The 22639-nt window shown below is 68.1% G+C and carries 23 protein-coding genes; 19 read left to right on the top strand and 4 right to left on the bottom strand.

The annotated features are described in order from the left end of the window. Positions 1–26: 26 nt before the first annotated feature. The gene (locus DIE16_RS25065) at positions 27–1184 is read right to left on the bottom strand and encodes an acyl-CoA dehydrogenase family protein (RefSeq protein ID WP_044843923.1); all 1158 of its coding nucleotides are present in this window, start codon (positions 1182–1184) and stop codon (positions 27–29) included. Between the two features lie 3 nt (positions 1185–1187). Then, entirely contained in the window at positions 1188–1976 is a 789-nt protein-coding gene (locus DIE16_RS25070; RefSeq protein ID WP_044843924.1) for an enoyl-CoA hydratase/isomerase family protein, read from the bottom strand. Between the two features lie 146 nt (positions 1977–2122). Between DIE16_RS25070 and DIE16_RS25075 the strand changes: the two genes are divergently transcribed. From DIE16_RS25075 to DIE16_RS25105, 7 genes are all read left to right on the top strand, one after another. Further along, positions 2123–3286: an ABC transporter ATP-binding protein gene (locus tag DIE16_RS25075; RefSeq protein WP_124893615.1), complete on the top strand. Its 1164-nt coding sequence runs from the start codon at positions 2123–2125 to the stop codon at positions 3284–3286. Between the two features lie 138 nt (positions 3287–3424). Further along, on the top strand, positions 3425–4534 hold the full coding sequence (locus DIE16_RS25080) for an ABC transporter substrate-binding protein (RefSeq protein ID WP_044843926.1): 1110 nt from the start codon (positions 3425–3427) through the stop codon (positions 4532–4534). A 22-nt stretch (positions 4535–4556) separates the two neighbouring features. Then, positions 4557–5432, top strand: coding sequence for an ABC transporter permease (locus tag DIE16_RS25085; RefSeq protein WP_124893616.1), 876 nt, complete (start codon positions 4557–4559; stop codon positions 5430–5432). A 20-nt stretch (positions 5433–5452) separates the two neighbouring features. Further along, entirely contained in the window at positions 5453–6247 is a 795-nt protein-coding gene (locus DIE16_RS25090; protein WP_124488859.1) for an ABC transporter permease, read from the top strand. A gap of 41 nt (positions 6248–6288) precedes the next feature. Then, complete coding sequence (locus DIE16_RS25095) at positions 6289–7017, top strand: NAD(P)H-dependent oxidoreductase (protein ID WP_124893617.1); 729 nt, start codon at positions 6289–6291, stop codon at positions 7015–7017. A gap of 61 nt (positions 7018–7078) precedes the next feature. Continuing rightward, positions 7079–7717, top strand: coding sequence for a MarC family protein (locus tag DIE16_RS25100; RefSeq protein WP_124523801.1), 639 nt, complete (start codon positions 7079–7081; stop codon positions 7715–7717). 55 nt (positions 7718–7772) lie between these two features. Beyond that, positions 7773–9377: a 5-guanidino-2-oxopentanoate decarboxylase gene (locus DIE16_RS25105; RefSeq protein WP_124893618.1), complete on the top strand. Its 1605-nt coding sequence runs from the start codon at positions 7773–7775 to the stop codon at positions 9375–9377. 85 nt (positions 9378–9462) lie between these two features. Here the strand turns inward: DIE16_RS25105 and DIE16_RS25110 are convergent, their stop codons facing one another. Further along, a complete protein-coding gene (locus tag DIE16_RS25110) occupies positions 9463–10119 on the bottom strand; it encodes a TetR family transcriptional regulator C-terminal domain-containing protein (protein ID WP_260426299.1) in 657 nt (218 codons plus the stop codon). Positions 10120–10367: 248 nt separating this feature from the next. On the opposite strand from DIE16_RS25110, the gene DIE16_RS25115 reads away from it, so the two are divergent. The 6 genes from DIE16_RS25115 to DIE16_RS25140 all read left to right on the top strand — a co-directional run bounded on the left by DIE16_RS25115 (position 10368) and on the right by DIE16_RS25140 (position 15857). Then, positions 10368–11153 (top strand): ABC transporter ATP-binding protein, encoded by a 786-nt coding sequence (locus tag DIE16_RS25115; RefSeq protein WP_409364467.1) that lies wholly within the window; start codon positions 10368–10370, stop codon positions 11151–11153. 109 nt (positions 11154–11262) lie between these two features. Further along, a complete protein-coding gene (locus tag DIE16_RS25120) occupies positions 11263–12060 on the top strand; it encodes a transporter substrate-binding domain-containing protein (RefSeq protein ID WP_124488854.1) in 798 nt (265 codons plus the stop codon). 49 nt (positions 12061–12109) lie between these two features. Beyond that, complete coding sequence (locus DIE16_RS25125; RefSeq protein WP_044843934.1) at positions 12110–12826, top strand: ABC transporter permease; 717 nt, start codon at positions 12110–12112, stop codon at positions 12824–12826. A gap of 49 nt (positions 12827–12875) precedes the next feature. Beyond that, positions 12876–13571 carry an ABC transporter permease gene (locus tag DIE16_RS25130; protein WP_044843935.1) on the top strand — a complete coding sequence of 232 codons (696 nt, stop codon included), beginning with the start codon at positions 12876–12878 and terminating at the stop codon, positions 13569–13571. Between the two features lie 52 nt (positions 13572–13623). Further along, positions 13624–14850, top strand: a complete 1227-nt coding sequence (locus DIE16_RS25135; RefSeq protein WP_124893620.1) for a pyridoxal phosphate-dependent aminotransferase — start codon at positions 13624–13626, stop codon at positions 14848–14850. Then, complete coding sequence (locus DIE16_RS25140) at positions 14847–15857, top strand: succinylglutamate desuccinylase/aspartoacylase family protein (RefSeq protein ID WP_124893621.1); 1011 nt, start codon at positions 14847–14849, stop codon at positions 15855–15857. Before DIE16_RS25135 ends, DIE16_RS25140 begins: the two co-directional genes overlap by 4 nt. 80 nt (positions 15858–15937) lie before the next feature. On the opposite strand, the gene DIE16_RS25145 is transcribed toward DIE16_RS25140, so the two are convergent. Beyond that, positions 15938–16159: a hypothetical protein gene (locus tag DIE16_RS25145; RefSeq protein WP_124893622.1), complete on the bottom strand. Its 222-nt coding sequence runs from the start codon at positions 16157–16159 to the stop codon at positions 15938–15940. A gap of 96 nt (positions 16160–16255) precedes the next feature. Here DIE16_RS25145 and DIE16_RS25150 point away from each other — a divergent pair, with 96 nt between their 5' ends. The 6 genes from DIE16_RS25150 to DIE16_RS25175 all read left to right on the top strand — a co-directional run bounded on the left by DIE16_RS25150 (position 16256) and on the right by DIE16_RS25175 (position 22557). Next, a complete protein-coding gene (locus DIE16_RS25150) occupies positions 16256–18664 on the top strand; it encodes an ATP-binding protein (RefSeq protein ID WP_124893623.1) in 2409 nt (802 codons plus the stop codon). A 2-nt stretch (positions 18665–18666) separates the two neighbouring features. Further along, positions 18667–19407: a methyl-accepting chemotaxis protein gene (locus DIE16_RS25155; protein ID WP_124488850.1), complete on the top strand. Its 741-nt coding sequence runs from the start codon at positions 18667–18669 to the stop codon at positions 19405–19407. Beyond that, complete coding sequence (locus DIE16_RS25160; RefSeq protein ID WP_124893624.1) at positions 19404–19988, top strand: hypothetical protein; 585 nt, start codon at positions 19404–19406, stop codon at positions 19986–19988. The genes DIE16_RS25155 and DIE16_RS25160 overlap by 4 nt, the downstream gene beginning before the upstream one ends. A 22-nt stretch (positions 19989–20010) precedes the next feature. Then, positions 20011–20979 (top strand): chemotaxis protein CheX, encoded by a 969-nt coding sequence (locus tag DIE16_RS25165; RefSeq protein ID WP_044843940.1) that lies wholly within the window; start codon positions 20011–20013, stop codon positions 20977–20979. Positions 20980–21015: 36 nt separating this feature from the next. Further along, on the top strand, positions 21016–21381 hold the full coding sequence (locus DIE16_RS25170; protein ID WP_006765703.1) for a response regulator: 366 nt from the start codon (positions 21016–21018) through the stop codon (positions 21379–21381). 381 nt (positions 21382–21762) lie between these two features. Further along, positions 21763–22557, top strand: coding sequence for an enoyl-CoA hydratase (locus DIE16_RS25175; RefSeq protein WP_124667701.1), 795 nt, complete (start codon positions 21763–21765; stop codon positions 22555–22557). The last annotated feature ends 82 nt before the right edge of the window (positions 22558–22639 follow it).

The following is a 22639-nucleotide window of genomic DNA, read 5'->3' on the forward strand; positions in this document are numbered from 1 at the left end:
CGAACGCGCCGGCGCGACGATTCGCGTCAGCTGTAGCGTCGGAGGATTTCCTTGGACAGGATATGGCGCTGGATCTCGGACGTGCCTTCCCAGATGCGCTCGATGCGCGCATCGCGCCAGAAGCGCTCGATCGGCAGTTCGTCCATCAGCCCCATGCCGCCGTAGATCTGCACCGCGTGATCGGTCACGCGGCCGAGCGTCTCGGTCGCGAGCAGCTTCGCGAGTGCGGCGTCGCCGTCGGTCATCGTGCCCTGGTCGAGTTTCTGCGCGGTGTACAGCGTGACGAGTTCCGCCGCGCGGATCTCGGTCTGCATGTCCGCGAGCTTGAACGACGTGCCCTGGAAGTCGCCGATGCGCTTGCCGAACTGATGACGCGTCGCGGCCCATTCGGCGGCCATCTCGAACGCACGCTGCGCGCGGCCGATGTTGTTCGCGGCGACCATCACGCGGCCGGCCGTCAGCCAGTCGTTCGCGAGCTCGAAGCCGCGATGCTCTTCGCCGAGGATCTGCGCGGCGCTCACGCGGCAGTCGGAGAGGAAGATCTCCGACTGGTGATAGCCGCGCAGGCTCGTGCAGTGCGGGCCGCGCCGCACGGTCATGCCCGGCGTGTCCTTGTCGATCAGGAAGCAGGTCACGCGCTTGCGCTTCTGGCCGCGCACTTCCTCCTCGCCGGTGACGGCGAACAGGATCACGAAGTCGGCCGTGTCCGCATGACTGATGAAGTGCTTGCTGCCGTTGATCACGTAGTCGTCACCGTCGCGCACCGCGCGCGTGCGGATGCCCATCGCGTCGGAGCCGGCGCCCGGCTCGGTCAGCGCGAAGCAGTCGACGCGCTCGCCGCGCACGGCCGGCTTCAGGTAGCGCTCGACCTGGTCGCCCTTGCACGCCATCAGGATCTTGCTCGGCCGCGCGACGAACACGTGCAGCGCCCAGCTCGTGCGGCCGAGCTCGCGTTCGACGAGCGCCTGCGTCACGTAGTCGAGCCCCGGGCCGCCGGCGCTCTCGGGCATGTTGAACGCATAGAAGCCGAGCTCGAGCGACTTGCGGCGGATCGAGTCGGCGAGTTCGGGCGGCACGTCGTCCGCGCGATCGACCGCGAATTCATGAGGCTGCAGTTCCTTCTCGACGAACTGACGCAGGGACGTCACCAGCATTTCCTGCTCTTGGGTCAGCGAAAAATCCATCGATCATCTCCCGACAAAATGAGGTGCGCGACCTTCGACCGACGCGCGAAGCGCTTCCTGGCCGTCCTCGCTGTGACCGCACGCGACGCCGGCCGCCAGCTCGCCGCGCAGTTGCTCGGCGAGGGTGTGCGTGAGCGATTGCGCGAGCAGCGCTTTGGTATGGCCGAACGCGACGCTCGGCCCTTGCGCCAGACGCGCGGCGAACGCGGCGACGTGCGTCGCGAAATCGTCGGCGTCGACGACTTCGGACACGAGCCCCGCGGCAAGCGCGTCCTGCGCGTTCCAGCGTTCGTTCAGAAAGATGAAGCGGCGTGCGACGTCGGGGCGCGCGATGCGCGGCAGGAACCAGCTTCCGCCCATGTCGGGGCTGTAGCCCATGCCCGTATACCCGCAGCGCAGCGTCGCAGCGGTGCTCGCGATGCGGAAGTCGCACGCGAAGCCGATGTCGGTGCCGGCGCCGACCGTCGAACCGTTCAGCGCGGCGATCGTCGGACGCGGAAATGCGGCGAGCGTCTGCACGAAACGGTGCGCACGCTCGGTCCAGCCGTAGGTGTCGAGTTCGCCGTTGCGCTCGGCCTCGGCCCATTCGTCGACGTCCGCGCCCGCGCAGAACGCGCTGCCGGTGCCGGTCAGTACGACGCAGCGCACGGCCGGATCGTTCGCGAGCGCGTCGAGCGTCTCGCGAAGAAAGTCGAGATGCGGCCGCGCGAGCGAATTGCGTTTCGCCGGGCGGTTCAGGCGAAGGGTCACGACGCCGTCGTGCCGTTCGATTCGAATGTCCTCGATGCTCATGCTGATCACTGTCTCCTGGTTGTTGTGCGTCGGGGTGGTGTCAGAGCCGGCAAGGGTCGCCGCTACTTGCGGACCGCATTTCGGCATAGTATAAGTTCTGTTAAATGAACGTTCAACCCAATTGTGAGTCGACCAGGAGACACACGATGAGCGTGGTGATGGAGACGTCGGCAGGTGTGGAGGACGGCAGGACCGGGGCGCATGCGGCACGCGCGGCGGCGCAGCATGCGGCGAGCGGCGCGGGCCTGCAGATCGATCGCGTGTCGAAGCGCTACGGCAGCGTGCATGCGCTGCGCGAAACGACGATCGACATTCCGCGCGGCGAATTCCTGACGATCCTCGGGCCGTCGGGTTCGGGCAAGACGACGCTGCTGACGATCGTCGCGGGCTTCGAGCATCCGAGCAGCGGGGACCTGCGCGTCGGCGGCCGCAGCATCGTCGCGTTGCCGCCCGAGAAGCGCAACTTCGGGATGGTGTTCCAGGGCTATGCGCTGTTTCCGCACATGACGGTCGAACAGAACGTCGCGTATCCGCTGATGGTGCGCAAGCAGAAAGGGCCCGACGCGGTGAAGCGCGTGAAGGCCGCGCTCGATCTCGTGCGGCTCGGCCATCTTGCCGATCGCCTGCCGCGCCAGTTGTCGGGTGGCCAGCAGCAGCGCGTCGCGATCGCGCGCGCGCTGGTGTTCGATCCCGATCTCGTGCTGCTCGACGAGCCGCTCGGCGCGCTCGACCGCAAGCTGCGCGGCGAGGTGCAGGTCGAGCTGAAGGCGCTGCACGAGCGGCTCGGCGCGACGTTCCTGTTCGTCACGCACGACCAGGAGGAAGCGCTGTCGATGTCGGACCGGATCGCGATCATGCGCGACGGCCGGCTCGAACAGATCGGCACGCCGGACGGGCTCTACGAGCAGCCGGCCAACCGCTTCGTCGCGGACTTCCTCGGCAAGAGCAATTTCATCGAAGGTGTCGCGCTCGGCGGCGATGCTTCGACGACGCATTACCGCGTCGGCGATGCGCGCTTCTTCGCGCCGGCGTGCGGTGCGCGGCCCGACGAGCCGCTGCTGTTCGCGCTGCGCCCGGAGAAGGTCGCGGTGTCGGCGGCGTCGTGCGGCGGTGCGCACAACGAAGTCGCGGGTCGCATTCGCCACTGGAGCTATTTCGGTTCGTCGTACCGCTTCGAGATCGAGACGCCGGCGCTCGGCTGCGTGACGGCCGACGTGCCCGCATGGCGCGGGCTCGCGTCACCACGCTGCGGCATGGACGTGTTCGTGCAGTGGGAGCGCGACGCGACGTGCCGGATCGCGGCCGACTGACGCGGCGCACGTTGCATCCCGCGCGAAGCGGCACGAGCCGCCGTCGCCGCCGACTCACCGACTGACGGATTCACTGATTCACCGATGCCCGAAAACGACGAGACGCGTGCGGGCGCTGACCAGCCTGGAGGAGACACCATGACGAACCGCCATCTGCAGGACCTGCTCGACCAAGCACGCGAACTTCAACCGGCGACGTCGCAGCGCCGCCGCGATTTTCTGCGGTTGTGCGCGGCGGCCGGCATCGCGCCGACGCTGCTGTCGCTCGGCGCGAAGGACGCACTCGCGTCGAACCCGAAGGAAATCGTGCTCAGCGCATGGGGCGGCGAAGCGCGTTCGGCGTTCCGCTCCGCGTACATGGACCCGTTCACGAAGGCGAGCGGCATCCGGATGGGCTACGACTCGTCGCCGGAGGACGGCAAGATCAAGGCGATGGTCGAGAACCGGAACGTGATCTGGGACGTGATGGATCTCGACGGCTTCGCGGCGATCAAGCTCGGCAAGCAGGGCTTCCTGCGGCCGATCGACTATTCGGTCGTCGGCCGCAACACGCTGCCGGGGCTCGCATCGGACTTCGGCGTGCCGTCGTACCTGCTGAGTTACGTGCTCGTCTACGACGCGCGCAAGTTCGGCGCGAATCCGCCGAAGAACTGGGCCGATTTCTGGAACGTCGGCAAGTTTCCGGGCAAGCGCGGGCTGTGGAAATGGATGGGCGGCGCGCTCGAAGCCGCGCTGATGGCCGACGGCGTCGACAAGGACAAGGTCTATCCGATCGACGTGCCGCGCGCGCTGAAAAAGCTGAAGGAACTGCGCTCGAACGTGCTGCTGTGGGATTCGGGCGCGGACAGCCTGCAGTTGCTGCGCAACGGCGAAGTCAGCATGGCGTGCATCTGGCATACGCGCGCGAACGTGATCCAGCGCGAGAGCAATGGCCGGTTCCGCTATACGTGGGAGCAGGGGCTCGCGTCGTGCGACGTGTGGGGCGTGCCGAAGAACAATCCGTCGGGCGATGCCGTCTGGCAGTTCATCAAGTTCGTACAGGGCGTCGAGCCGCAGGTGCGCCTGCTGTCGCTGCTCGGCAACGGGCCGGTGACGCCGGCCGCGACCGCCGCGGTGCCGCAGGCGCTACGCGCCGACAACCCGGGCACGCCGGAGAACTGGGCAAAGCAGTGCAAGGTGAATCCCGAGTGGTGGGCGCAGCACTACGAAGCGACGCTCGCGCAGTACACCGACCTGATGTCGTCCTGAGCCGCCTCGCGAGCGTGACGCCATGAATACCCTGTCTACTCCCGTCGCGGGCGCGGTGCCGCTCGGCCGCGCGAAGGCCGATCGTTACTGGCTGCTCGTCGTGCCGCTGCTCGCGGTGCTGATCGTGCTGTACGTGTATCCGCTCGTGCGTGTGCTGTGGCTCGGCTTCACGGTGCCGGAGCCGGGCCTGCACAACTATGCGCGGCTGCTCGGCAATCACGGCGTGCATCGCGTGCTGTGGACCACGCTGCGCGTGTGCGCGGTCACGACCGTGTGTTCGGTCGCGCTCGGCTATGCGATTGCGTATGCGATGGCGCACGTCGGCCCGCGGCAACGGATGGCGCTGATGTTCGGGCTGCTCGTGCCGTTCTGGGCGTCGGTGCTGGTGCGCGCGTTCTCGTGGCTGTTCCTGCTCGGCGAGCAGGGGCTCGTCAACACGCTGCTGCTGCGCATCGGGCTGATCGACGCGCCGCTGCCGCTGATGCGCAACGAGGTCGGCGTCGTGATCGGGATGATCCACTTCATGATTCCGTACGCGGTGCTGCCGCTATACGCGAACATGAAGGGCATCGATCCGCAGCTCGCGCGTGCCTCGCAGGGGCTCGGCGCGGGCGCGTTCGTCACGTTCCGCAAGGTGTATTTCCCGCAGACGCGGCCGGGCATCGTCGGCGCGGCGATCCTCGTGTTCATCTTCTCGCTCGGCTTCTACGTGACGCCGGTGATACTCGGCGGCGGCCGCACCGTGATGATCGCCGAATACATCAGCACGCAGATCCTGCAGCTCGTGAACTGGGGCAGCGGGGCGGCGCTCGCGTCGCTGCTGCTGACGTCGATCCTGGCCGCGCTCGCGCTGCTCGCGCGTTTCGTCGACCTGCGCGAGCTGTTCGGCGCGCGCTGACCCGAACGGAGGAGGTTCCGATGAACACCCGAATGACCGCAGGACGCGCGCTCGTGGTCGGTATCGCGTGGGCCGCGATCCTGTTCCTGATGCTGCCGCTGCTCGTGTCGGTGCCCGTCTCGCTGACGCCGAGCGACTACCTGTCGATGCCGGACGGCGCGCTGTCGCTGCGGCACTACCGCGTGCTGCTCGACGACGACGGCTGGGTGTCGAGCTTTCTGCAAAGCGGGCTGATCGCGCTGGTGTCGTCGGCGATCTCGGTCGCGCTCGGCACGCTGTGCGCGATCGGGCTGTGGAAAGTCGCGTCGCGGCGCGGCGAGTTCGTGCGCGGCGTGATCCTGTTCCCGCTGATCGTGCCGCCGATCGTGTCGGCGCTCGCGTTCTACCGGCTGTGGGGCGAACTCGGGATGCTCGACAGCTATCCCGCCGCGATCCTGTCGCACGTCGTGCTGTCGGTGCCTTACGTCGTGGTGGCGGTTTCGGCATCGCTCGCGACCGTCGGGCTGCGCATCGAGCAGGCATCGCGCAGCCTCGGTGCGAACGTCGCGCAGACGCTGCGCTACGTGATCCTGCCGTCGATCCGGCCGGGCGTGCTGTCGGCCGCGGTGTTCGCGTTCATCCTGTCGTGGGACGAGCTCGTCGTCACGCTGTTCATCTCGAGCCGGAACGTCTATACGCTGCCGCGCCGCATGTGGGACGGGATGCGCGAGAACGTCGATCCGGCGATCGCGTCGGTATCCACGCTTTTGCTCGTCGCGACCTGCGTCGCGATCGGCCTGTCGCTGCTGCGCAAGCGTGCGGCCGGATCCGTCTGAATCCAGCAGTTCAACGTTACGTCGCGGAGAAAACTCGCACCATGAAAGTCCTGATCGTTCACGCCCATCCCGAACCTCAGTCGTTCACGACGTCGATGCTGCACCGCGCGGTGAGCACGCTCGAAGCGCAGGGGCATACCGTGACGGTGTCCGACCTGTACGCGATGCAGTGGAATCCGGTCGCGAGCGCGGCCGATTTCGGCGTGCGCAAGAACCCCGACTATCTCGTCTACGCGCTGGAGCAGCGCGAGAACGTCGCCGCGCACGCGATCGCGCCCGACATTGCCGCGGAACTCGACAAGCTAACGGCGTGCGACCTGCTGATCCTGAGCTTTCCGCTGTTCTGGTGCTCGGTGCCGGCGATCATGAAAGGCTGGATCGACCGCGTGCTCGTGTCGGGCAAGGTGTACGGCGGCGTGCGCTTCTACGATCGCGGCGGGATGCGCGGCAAGCGCGCGCTGCTCGCCTATACGTGCGGCGGCCGCGACTACATGTTCGGTGCAGACGGCGTGCACGGCGAAATGGACCTGATGCTGCGCCACGTGTTGCGCGGCACGCTCGGCTACGCGGGCTTCGACGTGCTGCCGTCGTTCGTCGGCTATCACGTGCCGTACATCGGCGACGCGGAGCGCGCGGCCGTGCTGGAACGCTACGACGCCTATCTCGCAGAACTCGACCGGCACGAACCGATGGCGTTTCCGACGCTCGACGATTTCGACGGCGACATGCGGCGGCGCGAACGCGCGCCGCAGGAAACCGCGCAGGATTGACCACGACCGGCCGCGTTGCCGTCGCGCCGCTTTTCTACCCGACCGCATGTGAGTTCGAGCGATGACCCTGACGTCGAGCGACGTGCTGCTGTTCCTGACCGGGCTCCTGACGCTGTTCTGTCCGCCCGTCGCGATCCCGATGTATGCGGCCGTCACCGGGCATTTTCCCGACGTGACACAGCGGCAGATCGCGTTCAGGCTGTTCGCGTGGATCGCGGCGCTGATGATCGGCGCGGTGTGGGGCGGCCAGTTCCTGCTGCGCATGCTCGGCCTCACGCTCGGTGCGCTGACGCTGACGGGCGGCCTCGTGCTGTGCCTGTGGTCGATCCCGATGATGCGCGGCACGGCGAACGACGAGCGCAGCGGCGGCGACACGCGGCTCGAATATGCGCAATGGCGCAGCTACATCGCGGTGCCGCTGATCTTCCCGCTGTCGATCGGCAGCGCGGTGATGTCGCTCGTGATCACGACCGCGACGCGCTTTCATACGCCGGCCGACCTGCTGGCGCTGAGCGCGGCGTGCGTGCTGCACGCGGGCGTGATCGGGCTCACGTATGCGTGCTCGGCGTCGTGGTGCCGGCGGCTCGGCGAGATCGGCAGGACGCTGGTCGAGCGGCTGTCGGGCATCGTGCTGACCGCGATCGCGTTCCAGATGCTCGCGCAGGGCGTGCGCGAACTGTTGCCGGGGCTCGCGCATTGACGGCCTCACGGGGCCGCGCGCGATCCACCTCCTTACCCTGAACGATGGAAATCACATGAAAACAGTAGGCATGTACCTGGTCGACCTTCTCGCCGCCTACGGCGTCGACACGGTGTTCGGCATTCCCGGCGTGCATACGATCGAGCTGTACCGCGGGCTCGCCGGCAGCGCGCTGCGCCACGTGAGTGCGCGCCACGAGCAGGGCCTCGGCTTCATGGCGGACGGCTATGCGCGCGCGACCGGCAAGCCCGGCGTGTGTTTCGTGATCACCGGCCCAGGGATGACGAACATCGCGACGTCGATGGCGCAGGCGTATGCGGATTCGATTCCGATGCTGGTGATTTCGAGCGTCAACGCGTCCGGCGACATCGGCTCCGGCAACGGCCATCTGCACGAACTGCCGGACCAGCATGCGTTCGCGCAGAACATCGCCGCGTTCAGCTACACGGTGCCGCGCGCCGACGCGCTGCCGCAGGCGATCGCACGCGCGTTCGCGGTGTTCTCGGGCGGCCGGCCGCGTCCCGTGCATCTGCAGATTCCGCTCGACGTGCTCGCGGCGCCGGCCGATGCATTGCCGCCGGTGCCGGCCGTGCCGCCGCGCATCGCGCCCGGCCCCGCATCGGCCGACGGGATCGACGCATTGCGTGCGAAGGCTGTCGCCGCGCGCGCGCCGCTGATTCTCGCGGGCGGCGGCGCGCTCGACGCGGCCGCCGACGTGCGCTGGCTCGCGGAGACGCTCGACGCGCCGGTCGTGATGACGATCAACGGGCGCGGCGTGTTGCCGAGCGCGCATCCGCTCGGCGTGTCGTGGTCGGCGTCGAGCGACGCGGTGCGCGCGCTGATGCGCGACAGCGACCTGATCGTCGCGCTCGGCACCGAGCTCGGCCCGACCGATTACGACCTGTATGCGACGCGCAGCTTCTCGATGCCCGCGCCGCTCGTGCGGATCGACATCGATCCGCAGCAGCTGTGCCGCAACGCGGTGCCCGCGCTGCCGCTGCTCGGCGACGTCGGCGAAACCCTGCGTGCGCTGCGGCGCGTGTGGCCGGCCGACGGGCGGGCGCGCAGCGACGGCGGTGACGGCGTCGAGCGGGCGGCGGTGTGCCGTGCGGCCGCGCGGCAGGAACTCAACGACGAAATGCGGCGCGATCTCGCGCTGCTCGACAGCGTGCGCGACGCGCTGCCCGATGCGGCGCTCGTCGGCGATTCGACGCGGATCGTCTATGCGGGCAACGTCGGCTTCGCGGCGTCGCGTCCGCGCAGCTGGTTCAACGCGTCGGTCGGCTTCGGCTCGCTGGGCTACGGGCTGCCGGCCGCGGTCGGCGCGAGCCTCGGCGATGCGTCGCGGCCGGTGGTCTGCCTCGCCGGCGACGGCGGGTTCCAGTACACGCTCGCCGAACTCGGCACGGCGGTGCAGCATCGCGCGCGCGTGATTGTCGTACTGCTGAACAATGGCGGTTACGGAGAGATCAAGCGTGCGATGGTCGACGGCGGCGTCGAGCCGGTCGGCGTGGATCTGCATACGCCCGATTTCGTCGCGCTCGCGCGCGCGTATGGATGGGGCGCGCAGCGCGTCGAAGAGGGTGCGTCGCTGGCCGGTGCGCTCGGCGAAGCGGCCGCGCACGACGCGCCGTACCTGATCGAGATTCGCGCGGCCTGAAAATGCGAACGGCCTCGCGATGCGAGGCCGTCGTGCCGGTTGCGGCGCGAGTGCGCCGGCTTGCCGGCGAGGCGCGTTGCGTGCGTTACGCGCGCTTGCGCGCCGTCTTCGGCGGCGGCAGGAACGAATCGACGACGCGCAGGCAGCTCGTCAGCGCGTCTTCCGCGGTGAACGACGTGGGGTCGCGCGCGAGTTCGAGCCAGAAGCCGTCGATCACCGCTGTCACCGTCAGCGCGGCGAGCTCGCTGTCGACGGTGCCGCCGCGCACTTCCGCGATCTGGTCGAACAGCTTCTTCAACGCCTGCCGGTAGCCGGCATACAGCTCCTTGTGCGCCTTGCGGATCACCGGATCGCTGTGCGCGACGCTCCAGAAGCCGAGCCAGACCTTCACGTTCTTCGGCGCGAACACCGGCGCGGCGAAACACACCTTGATGATCGCGTCGAGCTTGTCCTCGGGGCCCGTCGCGTTCGCGGCGGCCGCGCGCGACACGTCGAGCAGGTCGGCCGCGAGCCGCTTGTAGGTCTGCGCCATCAGCTCGTCTTTCGACTGGAAGTGATGGTTGATCAGCCCGCGCGACACCTTCGCTTCCGCGCAGATGCGGTCGATCGTGGTTTCCGAATAGCTATAGCGCGCGATGCAGCGCATCGTCGCGTCGATGATCGATTGCTGCCGCACCGCGGGTGTTTCTCGGATGCCGCGGCTGCGGGTCTGAACCGGTGCGCTGCCAGAAGTCTTTTTCACGGGGTGACCTTACGGAATCGTCATGGCACCGATTATAGGGGAGTGTCGGACGCTTGTTCAATTACAGCGATGGAACCCGCGAAAACCCTTGCTTCCGGATTATTGAAATCTGTTGAACCCTTGTTCAACAGAGCCTATACTCGACTCCACATGAGGTTGGTCGGCCATTCAACAAGACGCCGCGATCCCGCGCGGGACGGGCGTGAGAATTCGACACAGGAGACAGCATGTTGGCGCGGGCGGAGAGCGTGAAGACGGCGGTCGAGGAGCGCGTGCAGGTGACGGACCTGCACAAGCGGTTCGGCGAGCTGGAGGTGTTGAAGGGCGTGTCGCTGAGCGCGCGCGAAGGCGAAGTGATCTCGCTGATCGGCGCGAGCGGCTCGGGCAAGAGCACGCTGCTTCGCTGCATCAACCTGCTCGAGACGCCGACCCGCGGGCGCATCGTCGTCGATGGCGAGGAGATCGGGCTGAAGCTCGACCGCAAGGGACGCACCGTGCCGACCGATCCGCGCCAGGTCGAACGCATTCGCACGCGGCTCGGCATGGTGTTCCAGAGCTTCAATCTGTGGGCGCACCGCACGGTGCTCGAGAACGTGATCGAGATGCCCGTGCACGTGCTGCGCGAACCGCGCGCCGAAGCGCTCGCGCGCGCCGAGCAGCTGCTCGAACGCGTCGGCCTCGCCGACAAGCGCGACGTCTATCCGGCGTTCCTGTCCGGCGGCCAGCAGCAGCGTGTCGCGATCGCGCGCGCGCTCGCGATGCGGCCGAAAGTGATGCTGTTCGACGAGCCGACTTCCGCGCTCGATCCCGAACGCGTCGGCGAAGTGCTGAAGGTGATCCGCGATCTCGCGTGCGAAGGCCGCACGATGATCCTCGTCACGCACGAGATGGCATTCGCGCGCGACGTGTCGAACAAGGTGCTGTTCCTGCACGAGGGACGCGTCGAGGAGAGCGGCGCGCCGGCCGAGATCTTCGATGCGCCGCAGAGCGAACGCTGCCGCCAGTTCGTCAACGCGCACCGGCAACGTCACTGAACCGATGGCACGGCCCGCGCGTGCCTGCCTGCGCGGCCGGCCGCACCGATGCCGGCCACACCGATACCGGCCGTACCGATTTCGTATCTTTCCAGCCAGGAGTCCGACCATGAAGCGTGTCGTTCGCAGTCTGCTGTGCCTGTTGAGTCTCGTTCTCGCGGCGCTTGCGCCGTTCGGTTCCGCGCATGCGTCGCCGGGCGTGCTGCGCTTCGGCGTCGCCGCCGAGCCGTATCCGCCGTTCCTGATGAAGAGCCCGACCGGGCAGTGGAGCGGCTTCGAGGCCGACCTGATCCGCGCGGTGTGCGAGCAGATGAAGGCGAAGTGCGAGATCAAGGAAGTCGCGTGGGACGGCATCATCCCGGCGCTGCTCAGCGACAAGATCGACGTGATCTTCAACTCGATGTCGATCACGCCGGAACGCCAGAAGGTGATTGCGTTCTCGCGGCCGTACTACGAGACGCCGGGCACCTTCGTCGGCGCGAAGAACCAGAAGCTCACGCTGACGCCGGACGGCCTGAAGGGCAAGGTGATCGGCGTGCAGGGTTCGACCGCGAACGCCGAGTTCATCAAGATGGCGTACGGCAAGACCGCGACAGTGCGGCTCTACAACACGCAGGACGATTGCAACTCGGACCTCGTCGCGGGCCGCATCGACACGATGTATCTCGACCAGCTCGGCATTCTCGATTTCCTGAAGTCGAAGGACGGTGCGACGTTCGAGCTGAAAGGGCCCGGCAGCGTGAAGATGGATCCGGCGATCTTCGGCTACGGCGTCGGCGCGGGGATGCGCAAGGCCGATGCGCCGCTCAAGCAGCAGATGGACCAGGCGCTCGAGCAGCTGCATGCGTCGGGCAAGTACGCGCAGATCGCGAAGAAGTATTTCCCGATCGACCTCTGGCCGCACTGATCGCACGATTTCGCGCCGACGGGCGCCACGCACGGACGGAGGAGGCGGCATGGACGGTTGGGGATGGGTGAGCTACCTGGGCATGGACCCGGACGGCTGGGGCGTCGCGCTGCTGCAGGGCGCGGGCGTGACGCTCGAGATTTCGCTCGGCGCGTTCGTCGTCGGCATCGTGCTCGGGCTCCTGGGCGCGGTCGCGAAGCTGTCCGGCGTGCGCGCGTTCGAGCGGCTCGCGCAGGGCTACACGACGCTGTGCCGCGCGGTGCCCGAGCTGCTGCTGATCCTGCTGCTCTACTACGCGGGCACCGACGCGATCAACCTGCTGATGACGGCGATCGGCGTCGGGCCGGTCGCGGTCAACGGCTTCGCGGCCGCGGTGATCGTGCTCGGCATCGTGCAGGGCGCGTATGCGGCCGAGATCATCCGCGGTGCGATCCTCGCGATCCCGTACGGGCAGATCGAAGCCGCGCGCGCGTTCGGCGCGCCGCCGGCGCTCGTGTTCCGCCGCGTGACGCTGCCCGCGATGGCACCGTATGCACTGGCCGGCTTCACGAACCTGTGGCTGATCCTCGTGAAGGACAGCGCGCTGATCAGCGTGGTCGGCTACAGCGAGCTGCTCTACACCGCGAAGCAGGCGGCCGGTTCGACGCGCGAGTACCTGCACTACTACCTGATGGTCGCGGCCGTGTATTTCGCGATCACGTCGCTGTCGGGCATGCTGTTTCGCGAGATCGAGCGGCGCTTCGGCCGCTGGATGCCCGCATCGTGACCCACGTCCCGCCTTTCCACGCATCTTTCGACCGAACCGGATCAATGTCATGGATCTGAGCGTACTGTCTTCCTACGGGTCGCTGCTGCTGCTCGGCGTGCTGACCACCGTCAAGCTGCTCGTCGTGTCGGCCGTATTCGGCTTCGGGCTCGCGATCGCCGTCGCGTTCGCGCGGCTGTCGGGCAATGCAGTCGTCGCGCGCGTGAGCAAGGCGTTCACCGAAGTGATCCGCGGCACGCCGCTGCTCGTGCAGATCTACCTGATCTACTATGGCGTCGGCTCGCTGTTCGCCGGCTGGCCCGCGCTGCGCGACAGCGTGCTGTGGCCGTTCCTGCGCGACGGCTTCTGGTATGTCGCGTTCGCGCTGGTGATCAGCGTCGGCGCGTACGTCGGCGAAGTGCTGCGCGCCGGGCTGCGCGGTGTGCCGAAGGGCGAGATCGAGGCCGCGCGCGCGATGGGGATGCGCCCGTCGATGATCGCGCGGCGCGTGTGGCTGCCGCGCGCGATCCAGATCCTGCTGCCGACGCTCGCGGGCGAAACGGTGATGCTGCTGAAATCGACCGCGCTCGCGTCGACGGTCGCGGTGATGGACGTGCTCGGCGCCGCGAACTACATCCGCGCGCAGACCTTGCGGACCTACGAGCCGCTGCTGGCGATCGCGGTGATCTACGTCGTGCTCGCGTTCGCGATCGAGCGCGCGTTCGGCCGGCTCGAGCGGCGTGTGCCGGTGCGCATGCCGCGTTGAACGAACCCTTGATGGCGCGGCGGCCGGGCGGGCGCCGCGCGACGGAGAACACATGAACTATTCGAAGCTGGTTGAGCGCCTGCAGGGCAAGCGCACGACCGCCTGGGACATTCATTACGCGGCGCAGGCTGCCGTCGCGGCGGGCGAGCCGGCGATCGTGCTGAGCGTCGGCGATCCGGATTTCCCGACCCCCGACGTGATCGTCGAACGCGCGGTGACCGCGCTGCGCGGCGGCGATACGCACTACAGCGAAGTGCGCGGGCGCGCCGAGCTGCGCGCGGCGATCGCGCGCGAGCATGCGAAGGCGTGCGGGCAGGCGGTCGGCGCCGAGCACGTGATCGTGACGGCCGGCGCGCAGAACGCGCTGTTCGCGATGGCGCTGTGCCTGTGCGAGGCCGGCGACGAGGTGCTCGTGCCGGAGCCGATGTACCTCACGTACGAAGCCAGCGTGCGCGCGTCGGGCGCGACGCTCGTGCCGGTGCCGGTCGATGCGGCTCGCGGTTTTCATCTCGACGTCGACGCGCTCGCAGCGGCCGTGACGCCGCGCACGAAGGCGATCTTCTTCGCGACGCCGTGCAATCCGACCGGCGTCGTGATGCCGCGCGCCGATCTCGAACGGATCGCGCGGCTCGCATGCGAGCGCGACCTGTGGGTCGTGTCCGACGAGGTCTACGCGGAGCTGACGTTCGAGCGCGACATGGTCAGCATCGCGTCGCTGCCGGGGATGGCCGAGCGCACGGTGACGATCGGCAGCCTGTCGAAATCGCATGCGATGCCGGGCTGGCGGGTCGGCTGGGCGATCGGCCCGACCGAACTGATCGAGCATGCGGAACGGCTCGCGCTGTGCATGCTGTACGGACTGCCCGGCTTCGTCCAGCAGGCGGCCGTCACCGCGCTCGACAACAAGGCCGCGATCGTCGCCGACATGCGCGAGCTGTACCGGCGCCGCCGTGACCTCGCGTACGCGCGCCTGCGCGACGTGCCGGGGCTGCGCTGCCTGCTGCCGGAAGCCGGGATGTTCATGATGGTCGACGTGCGCGGCACGGGGCTGGATGCGCACGCTTTCACGTGGGGGCTGTTCCGCGCAAAGCAGGTCGCGCTGCTCGATGCGAGCGCGTTCGGCGAAACGGCGTCGGGCTTCGTGCGCTTCGGCTTCGTCGTCGACGATGCGAAGCTCGCCGACGCGTGCGAGCGCATCGCGGCATTCGTCGCGAGCCTCGGCGGGAACGCGCGCGGCGTCGTGATGCATATCCGGAACCGGAAGGAGGAGCGACGATGATCGAAACGCTGACGTGGCAGGTGCCGGGCGACGGCGGCCAGCCGCTCGCGATCCGCGCGTGGCGGCTGTCGGGCGGCGACGGGCCGCGCGTACACCTGCAGGCCGGCGTGCATGCGGACGAGATCGCCGGCATGCTCGTGCTGCACCGGTTGCTGCCGCAACTTTGTGCGGCCCACGATCGCGGCGCGCTGCGCGGCACGGTGACGGTCGTGCCGCAGGCGAATCCGCTCGGGCTCGCGCAGTTCCGGCAAGGGCGGCTGCTCGGCCGCTTCCACGACGCGACGCACCGCAATTTCAACCGGCACTTTCACGAATCGGCTGCGGCGCACCGGCCCGCGACGACGTTCGCCGCGTGGCAGCGCACGGTGCTCGACGCCGCGTGCGACGCCGACATCGTGCTCGATCTGCACACCGATTCCGAGGCGCTGCCGTACGTATACCTGCATCGCGATCTGTGGCCGGCCGGCCGCGATCTCGCGGCCGCTCTCGGCGTGGACATCGCGATCCTGTGGGACGAGGACGACGACGGCGCGTTCGAAGGCGCGATCGCCGCGCACTGGGCGCGCAACGGCGGTTTGCGCGAGCGACTCGTCGCGACGATCGAACTGCGCGGCCAATCCGACGTGTCCGACACGCTCGCCGAACGCGATGCCGACGGCATCCTTGCGTTCCTGCGCGGCCGCGGCGTGATCGCGGAACCGGCCGGCGTGCGCGACTGGCATGGCGACGCCGTGCCGATCGCGCACATGGAAACCGTGCTCGCGCCGGTGTCGGGCGTGCTCGTGTACGAGCGCGAACTCGGCGCGACGGTCGATGCCGGCGAGCGCATCGCGCGGATCGTCGCGCAGCCGGGCGTGCCCGGCAGCGAGCACGTGCTGGTGGCGCCGCAAGCCGGGCGCATCGTCACGCGCAATCGCGAGCGGCTGGTCGCGCAGGGCGACGTCGCGTTGAAGCTGACCGGGTCGCGGCCGTCGGCAGGCTGGTCGGGTGGTGCGCTCGATCCGTGAGCGGCAATGATGCGGCCCGCCGGTCCGGCTCGCGCATGATCTCCGTTATCGAGCGTGAATGACTGCGCGAGCGATTCGATTCACGGATAATGCGCAAACGTTTCACCGGTATTCGGCCGGATTGAATTGCCGAATCGAGAATCGAAGAATAAATTTCCGGATGCGATTATTCCGCGCTGCCCGGCAAGCGGCCAGAGCCCAGATGCGCCGAAGGTTAACGGCGCATTCGCGGAAAACTTTAGGATTTTCCCGTCGCAATTAATCATTGCGATTTCCTCAACGGCCGATTGATTTTCAGTCATCGGACGGTCATACACCATCCCCGATAATTCGCCGCTCACATTCTTTCAATAGGCCAGAGCGCGATCGAAGCCGGATCGCTGCGGGGAGCTGTACTCATGACCATCCGTCATCGCATTACGCTGCTAGTCGTCCTGACGTTTTTCGCGTTGTCCGCGATCGGCGTGTACGCCGTGTACCAGACGCGCAAGAGCGCGTCCGAGGTGCGTCAGGTTACCCAGGGAATCGTGCCGAGCGCGCTCGCGTCGGCGGATCTCGTCGCCGACGTGAAGAACATCCAGATCGCGACGATGACGCTGGTGTACGCGCCCGACGCGAACACCGCCGCGCAGGCGCGCGACGAACTGAAGGCGAAGCAGGGTGCGCTGCGCGCCGCGCTCGACGCCCAGGCGAAATCGGCGGTCGGTCGCGCGCAGGAAGGCCTCGTCGCGCAGGCGAAGGACAGCGCCGCGAACTACTTCGCCGCGATCGACGACACCGTGAAGATGAAGACCGACGGCAAGCCCGAGATGGCGCAGGCGTACCTGTTCGCGAACGTCGCGCAGTATCGCGACGAACTCGAAAGCATCGTCGACACGCTGCGCGTCGAGAAGAACCGCCAGAAGGACGACGCGATCCGTGCGCTGAACGGCATGCTCGCGACGACGGCCACCGCGATCGCGGGGGTGGCGGGCACGGTGGTCGTGCTGCTGACCGCGCTCGGCTTCGTGCTGTATCGCCAGATCACGCGTCCGCTGATCGGGATGCAGACGGCGATGAGCGAGATCGCGACGAGCCAGGACTTCACGCGCCGCGTGCCGGTGGGCCGGATGGACGAGATCGGCCATTCGATCGTCGCGTTCAACGGGATGATCGAGAAGATCCAGGAGAACGCCGCGCAACTGAAGCAGAAGACGGCCGACATCCAGGCGATGCTGCAGAACATGCAGCAGGGGATCCTGACCGTCGTCGAAGGCGGGGTCGTGCATGCGGAGTATTCGGCTTACCTCGAAACCATCTTCGAAACGAACGACATCGCCGGCCGCGACCTGATGGCACTCGTGTTCGACGATTCGGGCATCGGTTCCGACGCGCGCTCGCAGGTCGACGCGGCCGTGCATGCGTGCCTCGGCGAGGACAGCATGAACTTCGCGTTCAACGAGCACCTGCTCGTCAACGAAGTCGCGAAGCGGATGCCGGACGGCCGCGAGAAATGGCTCGACCTGAGCTGGTCGGCGATCACCGACGAGACCGACACGGTCGTGCGGCTGATGCTGTGCGTGCGCGACGTGACGGAGATCCGCGAGCTGACCGCGCAGGCCGGCGAGCAGCAGCGCCGCCTCGAGATGATCGGCGAGATCCTGTCGATCAGCCAGGACAAGTTCCACGACTTCGTGCACAGCGCGAAGGGTTTCCTCAGCGAGAACGAGCGGATGATCCGCCAGCACGAACGCGCGGATCACTCGATCGTCGCGGCGCTGTTTCGCAACATGCACACGATCAAGGGCAATGCGCGCACGTACAGCCTGCAGCACCTGACCAACATCGTGCACGAAGCGGAGCAGGCGTACGAATCGCTGCGCCGCGCCGACGGCGGCCCCGAGTGGAACCGCGATGCGCTGATGGACGACCTCGCCCGCGTGCGCGAGGCGGTCGACCGCTACGCGACGATCAACGCGGTCACGCTCGGCCGCCACGGCGAGGCGGCGCAGCATGGCGGCGCCGACTACCTGATGGTCGAGCGCGCGCATATCAGCGAGAGCCTGCGCATGCTCGACGGCGCCGATCCGGCGAACGCGGGCGACTGGCACGCGGCGCGCGATTCGGTGCGCCGCCTGTTGAGTCAGTTCGGCACGCAGGGCATCGGCGATGCGCTGGGCGGCGTGATCGAATCGCTGCCGTCGCTCGCGGCCGAACTCGGCAAGCCGGCGCCCGTCGTGCATATCGACAGCAACGGCCATCGCGTGCGCAGCGAGATCGGCGCGACGCTGACGAACGTGTTCATGCACCTGCTGCGCAACGCGATCGACCACGGCATCGAAACGTCGGACGAGCGTCGCGCGGCCGGCAAGGCGCCGGCCGGCAAGATCGACATCGCGGTCGACGTCGACGGCGAGGCCCTGCGCTTCGTGCTCGCCGACGACGGCCGTGGCCTCGCGCTCGACCGGATTCGCGGGATCGCGCGCGAGCGCGGCTGGATCGACGCCGACAACGAAGCAGGGTTGACCGACGAAGCCGTGGCCGAACTGATCTTCCGTCCGGGCTTCTCGACCGCGCGCGCGGTGACAGAGGTATCGGGGCGCGGCGTCGGGATGGACGCGGTGCGCAACTTCCTGAAGCGCGACGGCGGCGATATCGCGCTGCGCTTTACCGACGATCGCATCGGCGCGTCGTATCGCGCGTTCGAGACGATCGTGTCGCTGCCGGCGCGTTTCGCGGCGGACAGTGCGGTCAACGGCGTGGCCAACGCTGCGGTGCGCGAAATCGGGCAGCCGGTGCACGCCGTGAACGTCGACGCAACGGAGTGATCGTGCAAGCGTGGATGATCCCGATCGGTGCCGCGCTGGCGGGCGGCCTCGTGGTCGCGGCGATCGCCGCGTTCGCGTGGCGCATCGCACGCGCGCGGCACGTTGCCGCGCTGACGCGCGAAGCGGACGCGTTGCGCGCCGCGCTCGGCGCGGCCGATGCGCGGGCCGACGAAGCCGCGGCCGCACATGCGGAAGCCGCACAGGCATGGACGCGCCGCGAAACGGAACTCGAGGAAACGCGGGCGCGCGAGGCGGCCGGCACCGGCGAGCAGCGCGACGCGCTGCAGGCGCTCGCGGCCGAGCGCGCCGCGCTGTCGCAGCACGCGGCGAAGCTCGCCGAAGAGGCCGCGCGCCTGCGCGGGCTGGCCGGCACGTTCGAGCGCTGGCACGAGCAGATGATCTCGCTGACCACGCAGAACCAGGACATGCGCACGAAGAACCAGGAGCTGTCGGCGATCGTCGCGCACGTGTCGATCGTCTCGCTGAACGCATCGATCGAGGCCGCGCGCGCGGGCGCCGCGGGACGCGGCTTCTCGATCGTCGCGAGCGAGGTGCGCGGGCTTGCCGCGCGCTCGCAGCAACTGTCGAACAGCTATCGCGACAGCCTGAACCGCAACGATCTCGTGACGGCCGCGACGTTCCAGGACATCCAGGCCGGCGGCAAGATGATCACGGCGGCGCTCGCGACGGTCGAGACGCTGGCGGGGCAGCTGCATGCGCGGCTCGAAGGAGCGGCGGCGTGATCAGCGCGCAGGCCCGCGCCGGTTTCGAGCGGATCTTCTTCGATGCGGCGCGCACGCGGCTCGCGTCCGGCGGCGCGTGCGAGATCCGGCCGGCTGACGACGACGCACATGGTGCGTCACATGACCCATCCCGCACGAAGTCGCGCGCGATGCCGAAGATCGCGGAACACGTCGCAGTGCTGACGATCTCGGCGCTGCATTTCCGGATGCTGCTCGCGCTGCGTTTTCGGGACGACGAACCGACGCGCCGCCATTTCGCTGCGGCGGCGCCCGGCGCGAGCGCGCAGCGGCCGCTGCCCGAAGCGTTCATGGAAGTCGCGAACCTGTGCTGCGGCGCGATCAACCAGGCGCTGACCGTGCCGTTCCCCGATCTCGGGATGTCGACGCCTTACCTGCTGAGCGGCGCGAGCATCGACTACCTGCAGGCGCTGAATCCCGGCCACGTGGCCGCGTACGACGTGACGCTCGACGGCGACGTGCGGATCGGCGCGACGCTGTGCGTGTGCGCGAACGCGCCGGTCGATTTCCACGTGTCGGAAGCGGCGAGCGTGGACACGGGCGGCGAGCTCGAACTGTTTTGACCGATTGCGAGGACTCCGCGACATGACCGTAGACCAACCCGTCAGCAAGGTGCTCGTGCTCGACGACAGCCGCGCGCATGCGGCGACGCTCAAGCGCTTCTGCGACGAGCACAACCTGGTCGGCCTGACCGTGCGGCGCAACCGGCTGCTGAAGGTGCTGCGCTCGAACATCGATCTCGGCGCGATCCTGCTCGCCGAGGACTACGGCGGCTCGCCGGACGAAAGCGCGATCGTCGCGACGCAGATCGATGCGCTGCGCCCCGAGCTGCCGATCATCCTGCGCCGCATGTCGAATGCAGGGGACGCGTCGCGCGACGGGCTGCCCGATGCGCTCGCACGCGTCGCGTGCGCGGCCTACGTCGCCGACGACCTGACGCCGCTCAAGCGCGCGATCGACGAGTACCTGTTCGGCCGCGACTACCCGAACGCGCTGGTGCGCGGCATCGCGGAGATCACCGAGGCGCGGCTCGACAGCCTGTTCCCGGGCATGACGATCGAGCGCGACACGCCGTGCATCGTGCGCGACCAGATCATCTTCGGCGAGGTGTTCAGCCTGATCGCGCTGGAAAGCGCATGGTGCCGCGGCTACATGCTGCTGCAGACGAGCGAGCAGCCGCTGCTCGACATGATCGGCGGCACGCGCGACGACGGCCGGGCACCCGATTTCCGCGACGTGAACAGCGTGCTCGGCGAGCTGACCAACCTCGTGTGGGGCGCGTTCAAGAACCGCTATCTCGGCGACGCGGAGGCCCTTGCGCGCCATCCGGTGCAGGTGCCGCTCGTCGTCAATCACAAGCAGAAGTTCATTTCGTTCGGCGGCGACTGTCCGCAGCTCTGTTTCAAGTACCGGATGACCGACCCCGCATCGGGGCGGTCGGTGCGGCTCGACCAGCGTTTCGTGTTCAGCCTGAGCTGGTCGCCGGAGGATTTCCGCGAATCCGTGCAGGACGTGGGGCCGATGGTCGAAGCGGGCGAACTCGAACTGTTTTGAATGTTGAAGTCGGCAACGACGAAAGGGGAAGACGGCATGGCAAAGATTCTGGTGGTCGACGATTCGGGCACGGTGCGCGACGAGGTCGCGGGTTTCCTGCGCAATCACGGGCTCGACGTCGCGACGGCGGTGGACGGCAAGGACGGGCTCGCGAAGCTCAAGGCGACACCCGGCGTGCGTCTCGTGATTAGCGACGTGAACATGCCGAACATGGATGGCCTGACGATGGTCGAGAAGATCCGCGGCGAGCTGGCGAACACGTCGGTCAACGTGGTGATGCTGACGACCGAAAGCAGCCCGGCGATGAAGGAGCGCGGCAAGGCCGCCGGCGTGAAGGGCTGGATCGTGAAGCCGTTCAAGGGCGATGCGGTGCTTGACGCGCTGAAGAAGCTCGCGGGCTGAGCCGATATTCGGCGGGAGCGGGCCCGATACCGCTCGAGCGTTCAACGTTGCGGTCCGGAACGCGCGACCGCTGCGTCGCCGGTTGCAACGGGACGTTCGCAGGCGAGCATGCCGGGTACGCGCAGGGCGGTGCGATCTGCATTCCGGGCGGCGCGACGGGCGAAATTCGCGATGTGCGCTCCTGCACGCGGCCCTGACCACGCACGCGAGTGGCGCGCCGCCCGATTCCCGCGAACGTCTGCTCCGCCGGTGGTTCGTCCGCTTCGCTGGACGTCGCGCGCAAACTGGAGGACGATTCGTGATCATGTCGATCGCGAATCCGGACGCGTGTTGCCCGTGCCGCCGGTTCGCGTCCGATCGAACCCCATCGAGCGGAGCATCATGGAACCCATTCACGAGACAGCCGAGCCGATCCTGCTGCGCGAGGCCCACGACGGCGTCGTCACGCTGCGGCTGAACCGGCCGCAACAGTTCAACGCGTTGTCGGAGGCGATGCTGGCGAGCCTGCAGGACGCGTTCGATTCGCTGGCCGCCGATCCGCACGTGCGCTGTGTCGTGCTCGCCGCGCAGGGCAAGGCATTCTGCGCGGGCCACGACCTGCGGCAGATGCGCGGCAAGCCCGAACTCGATTATTACCGCACACTGTTCGCGCAATGCAGCCGCGTGATGCTCGCGATGCGCGCGCTGCCGGTGCCGGTGATCGCGCGCGTGCAGGGCATCGCGACGGCGGCCGGCTGCCAGCTCGTCGCCGCGTGCGACCTCGCCGTGGCGGCCGACACCGCGCGCTTCGCGGTGTCGGGCATCAATGTCGGGCTGTTCTGTTCGACGCCCGCCGTTGCGTTGAGCCGCAACGTGTCGGCGAAGCGCGCGTTCGACATGCTCGTCACCGGGCGTTTCATCGATGCGGCGACGGCCGCCGCGTGGGGGCTCGTCAACGAGGCCGTGCCCGAGGATGCGCTCGACGCGGCCGTCGCGCGCAAGGTCGCGGAGATAGTCGCGAAGAGCCCGGCGGCGGTGCGCTACGGCAAGCAGATGTTCTACCGGCAGCGAGAACTGCCGCTCGACGACGCATACGCTTTTGCGGGCGACGTGATGGCGCGCAACATGATGGAAGAGGACGCCGGCGAGGGGATCGATGCGTTCCTCGAGAAGCGCAAGCCGACGTGGCGTGAGTAGTTCGTAGTTCGTAGTGTGTGGCGCCCGTGGACCGGTTGCGCGCTGCGTCCCGCCTGTGCTTCGCCGTCGTTACATGCGGCAA

The sequence above is a fragment of the Burkholderia sp. Bp9090 genome (assembly GCF_003857985.1).
Lineage (GTDB): Bacteria > Pseudomonadota > Gammaproteobacteria > Burkholderiales > Burkholderiaceae > Burkholderia.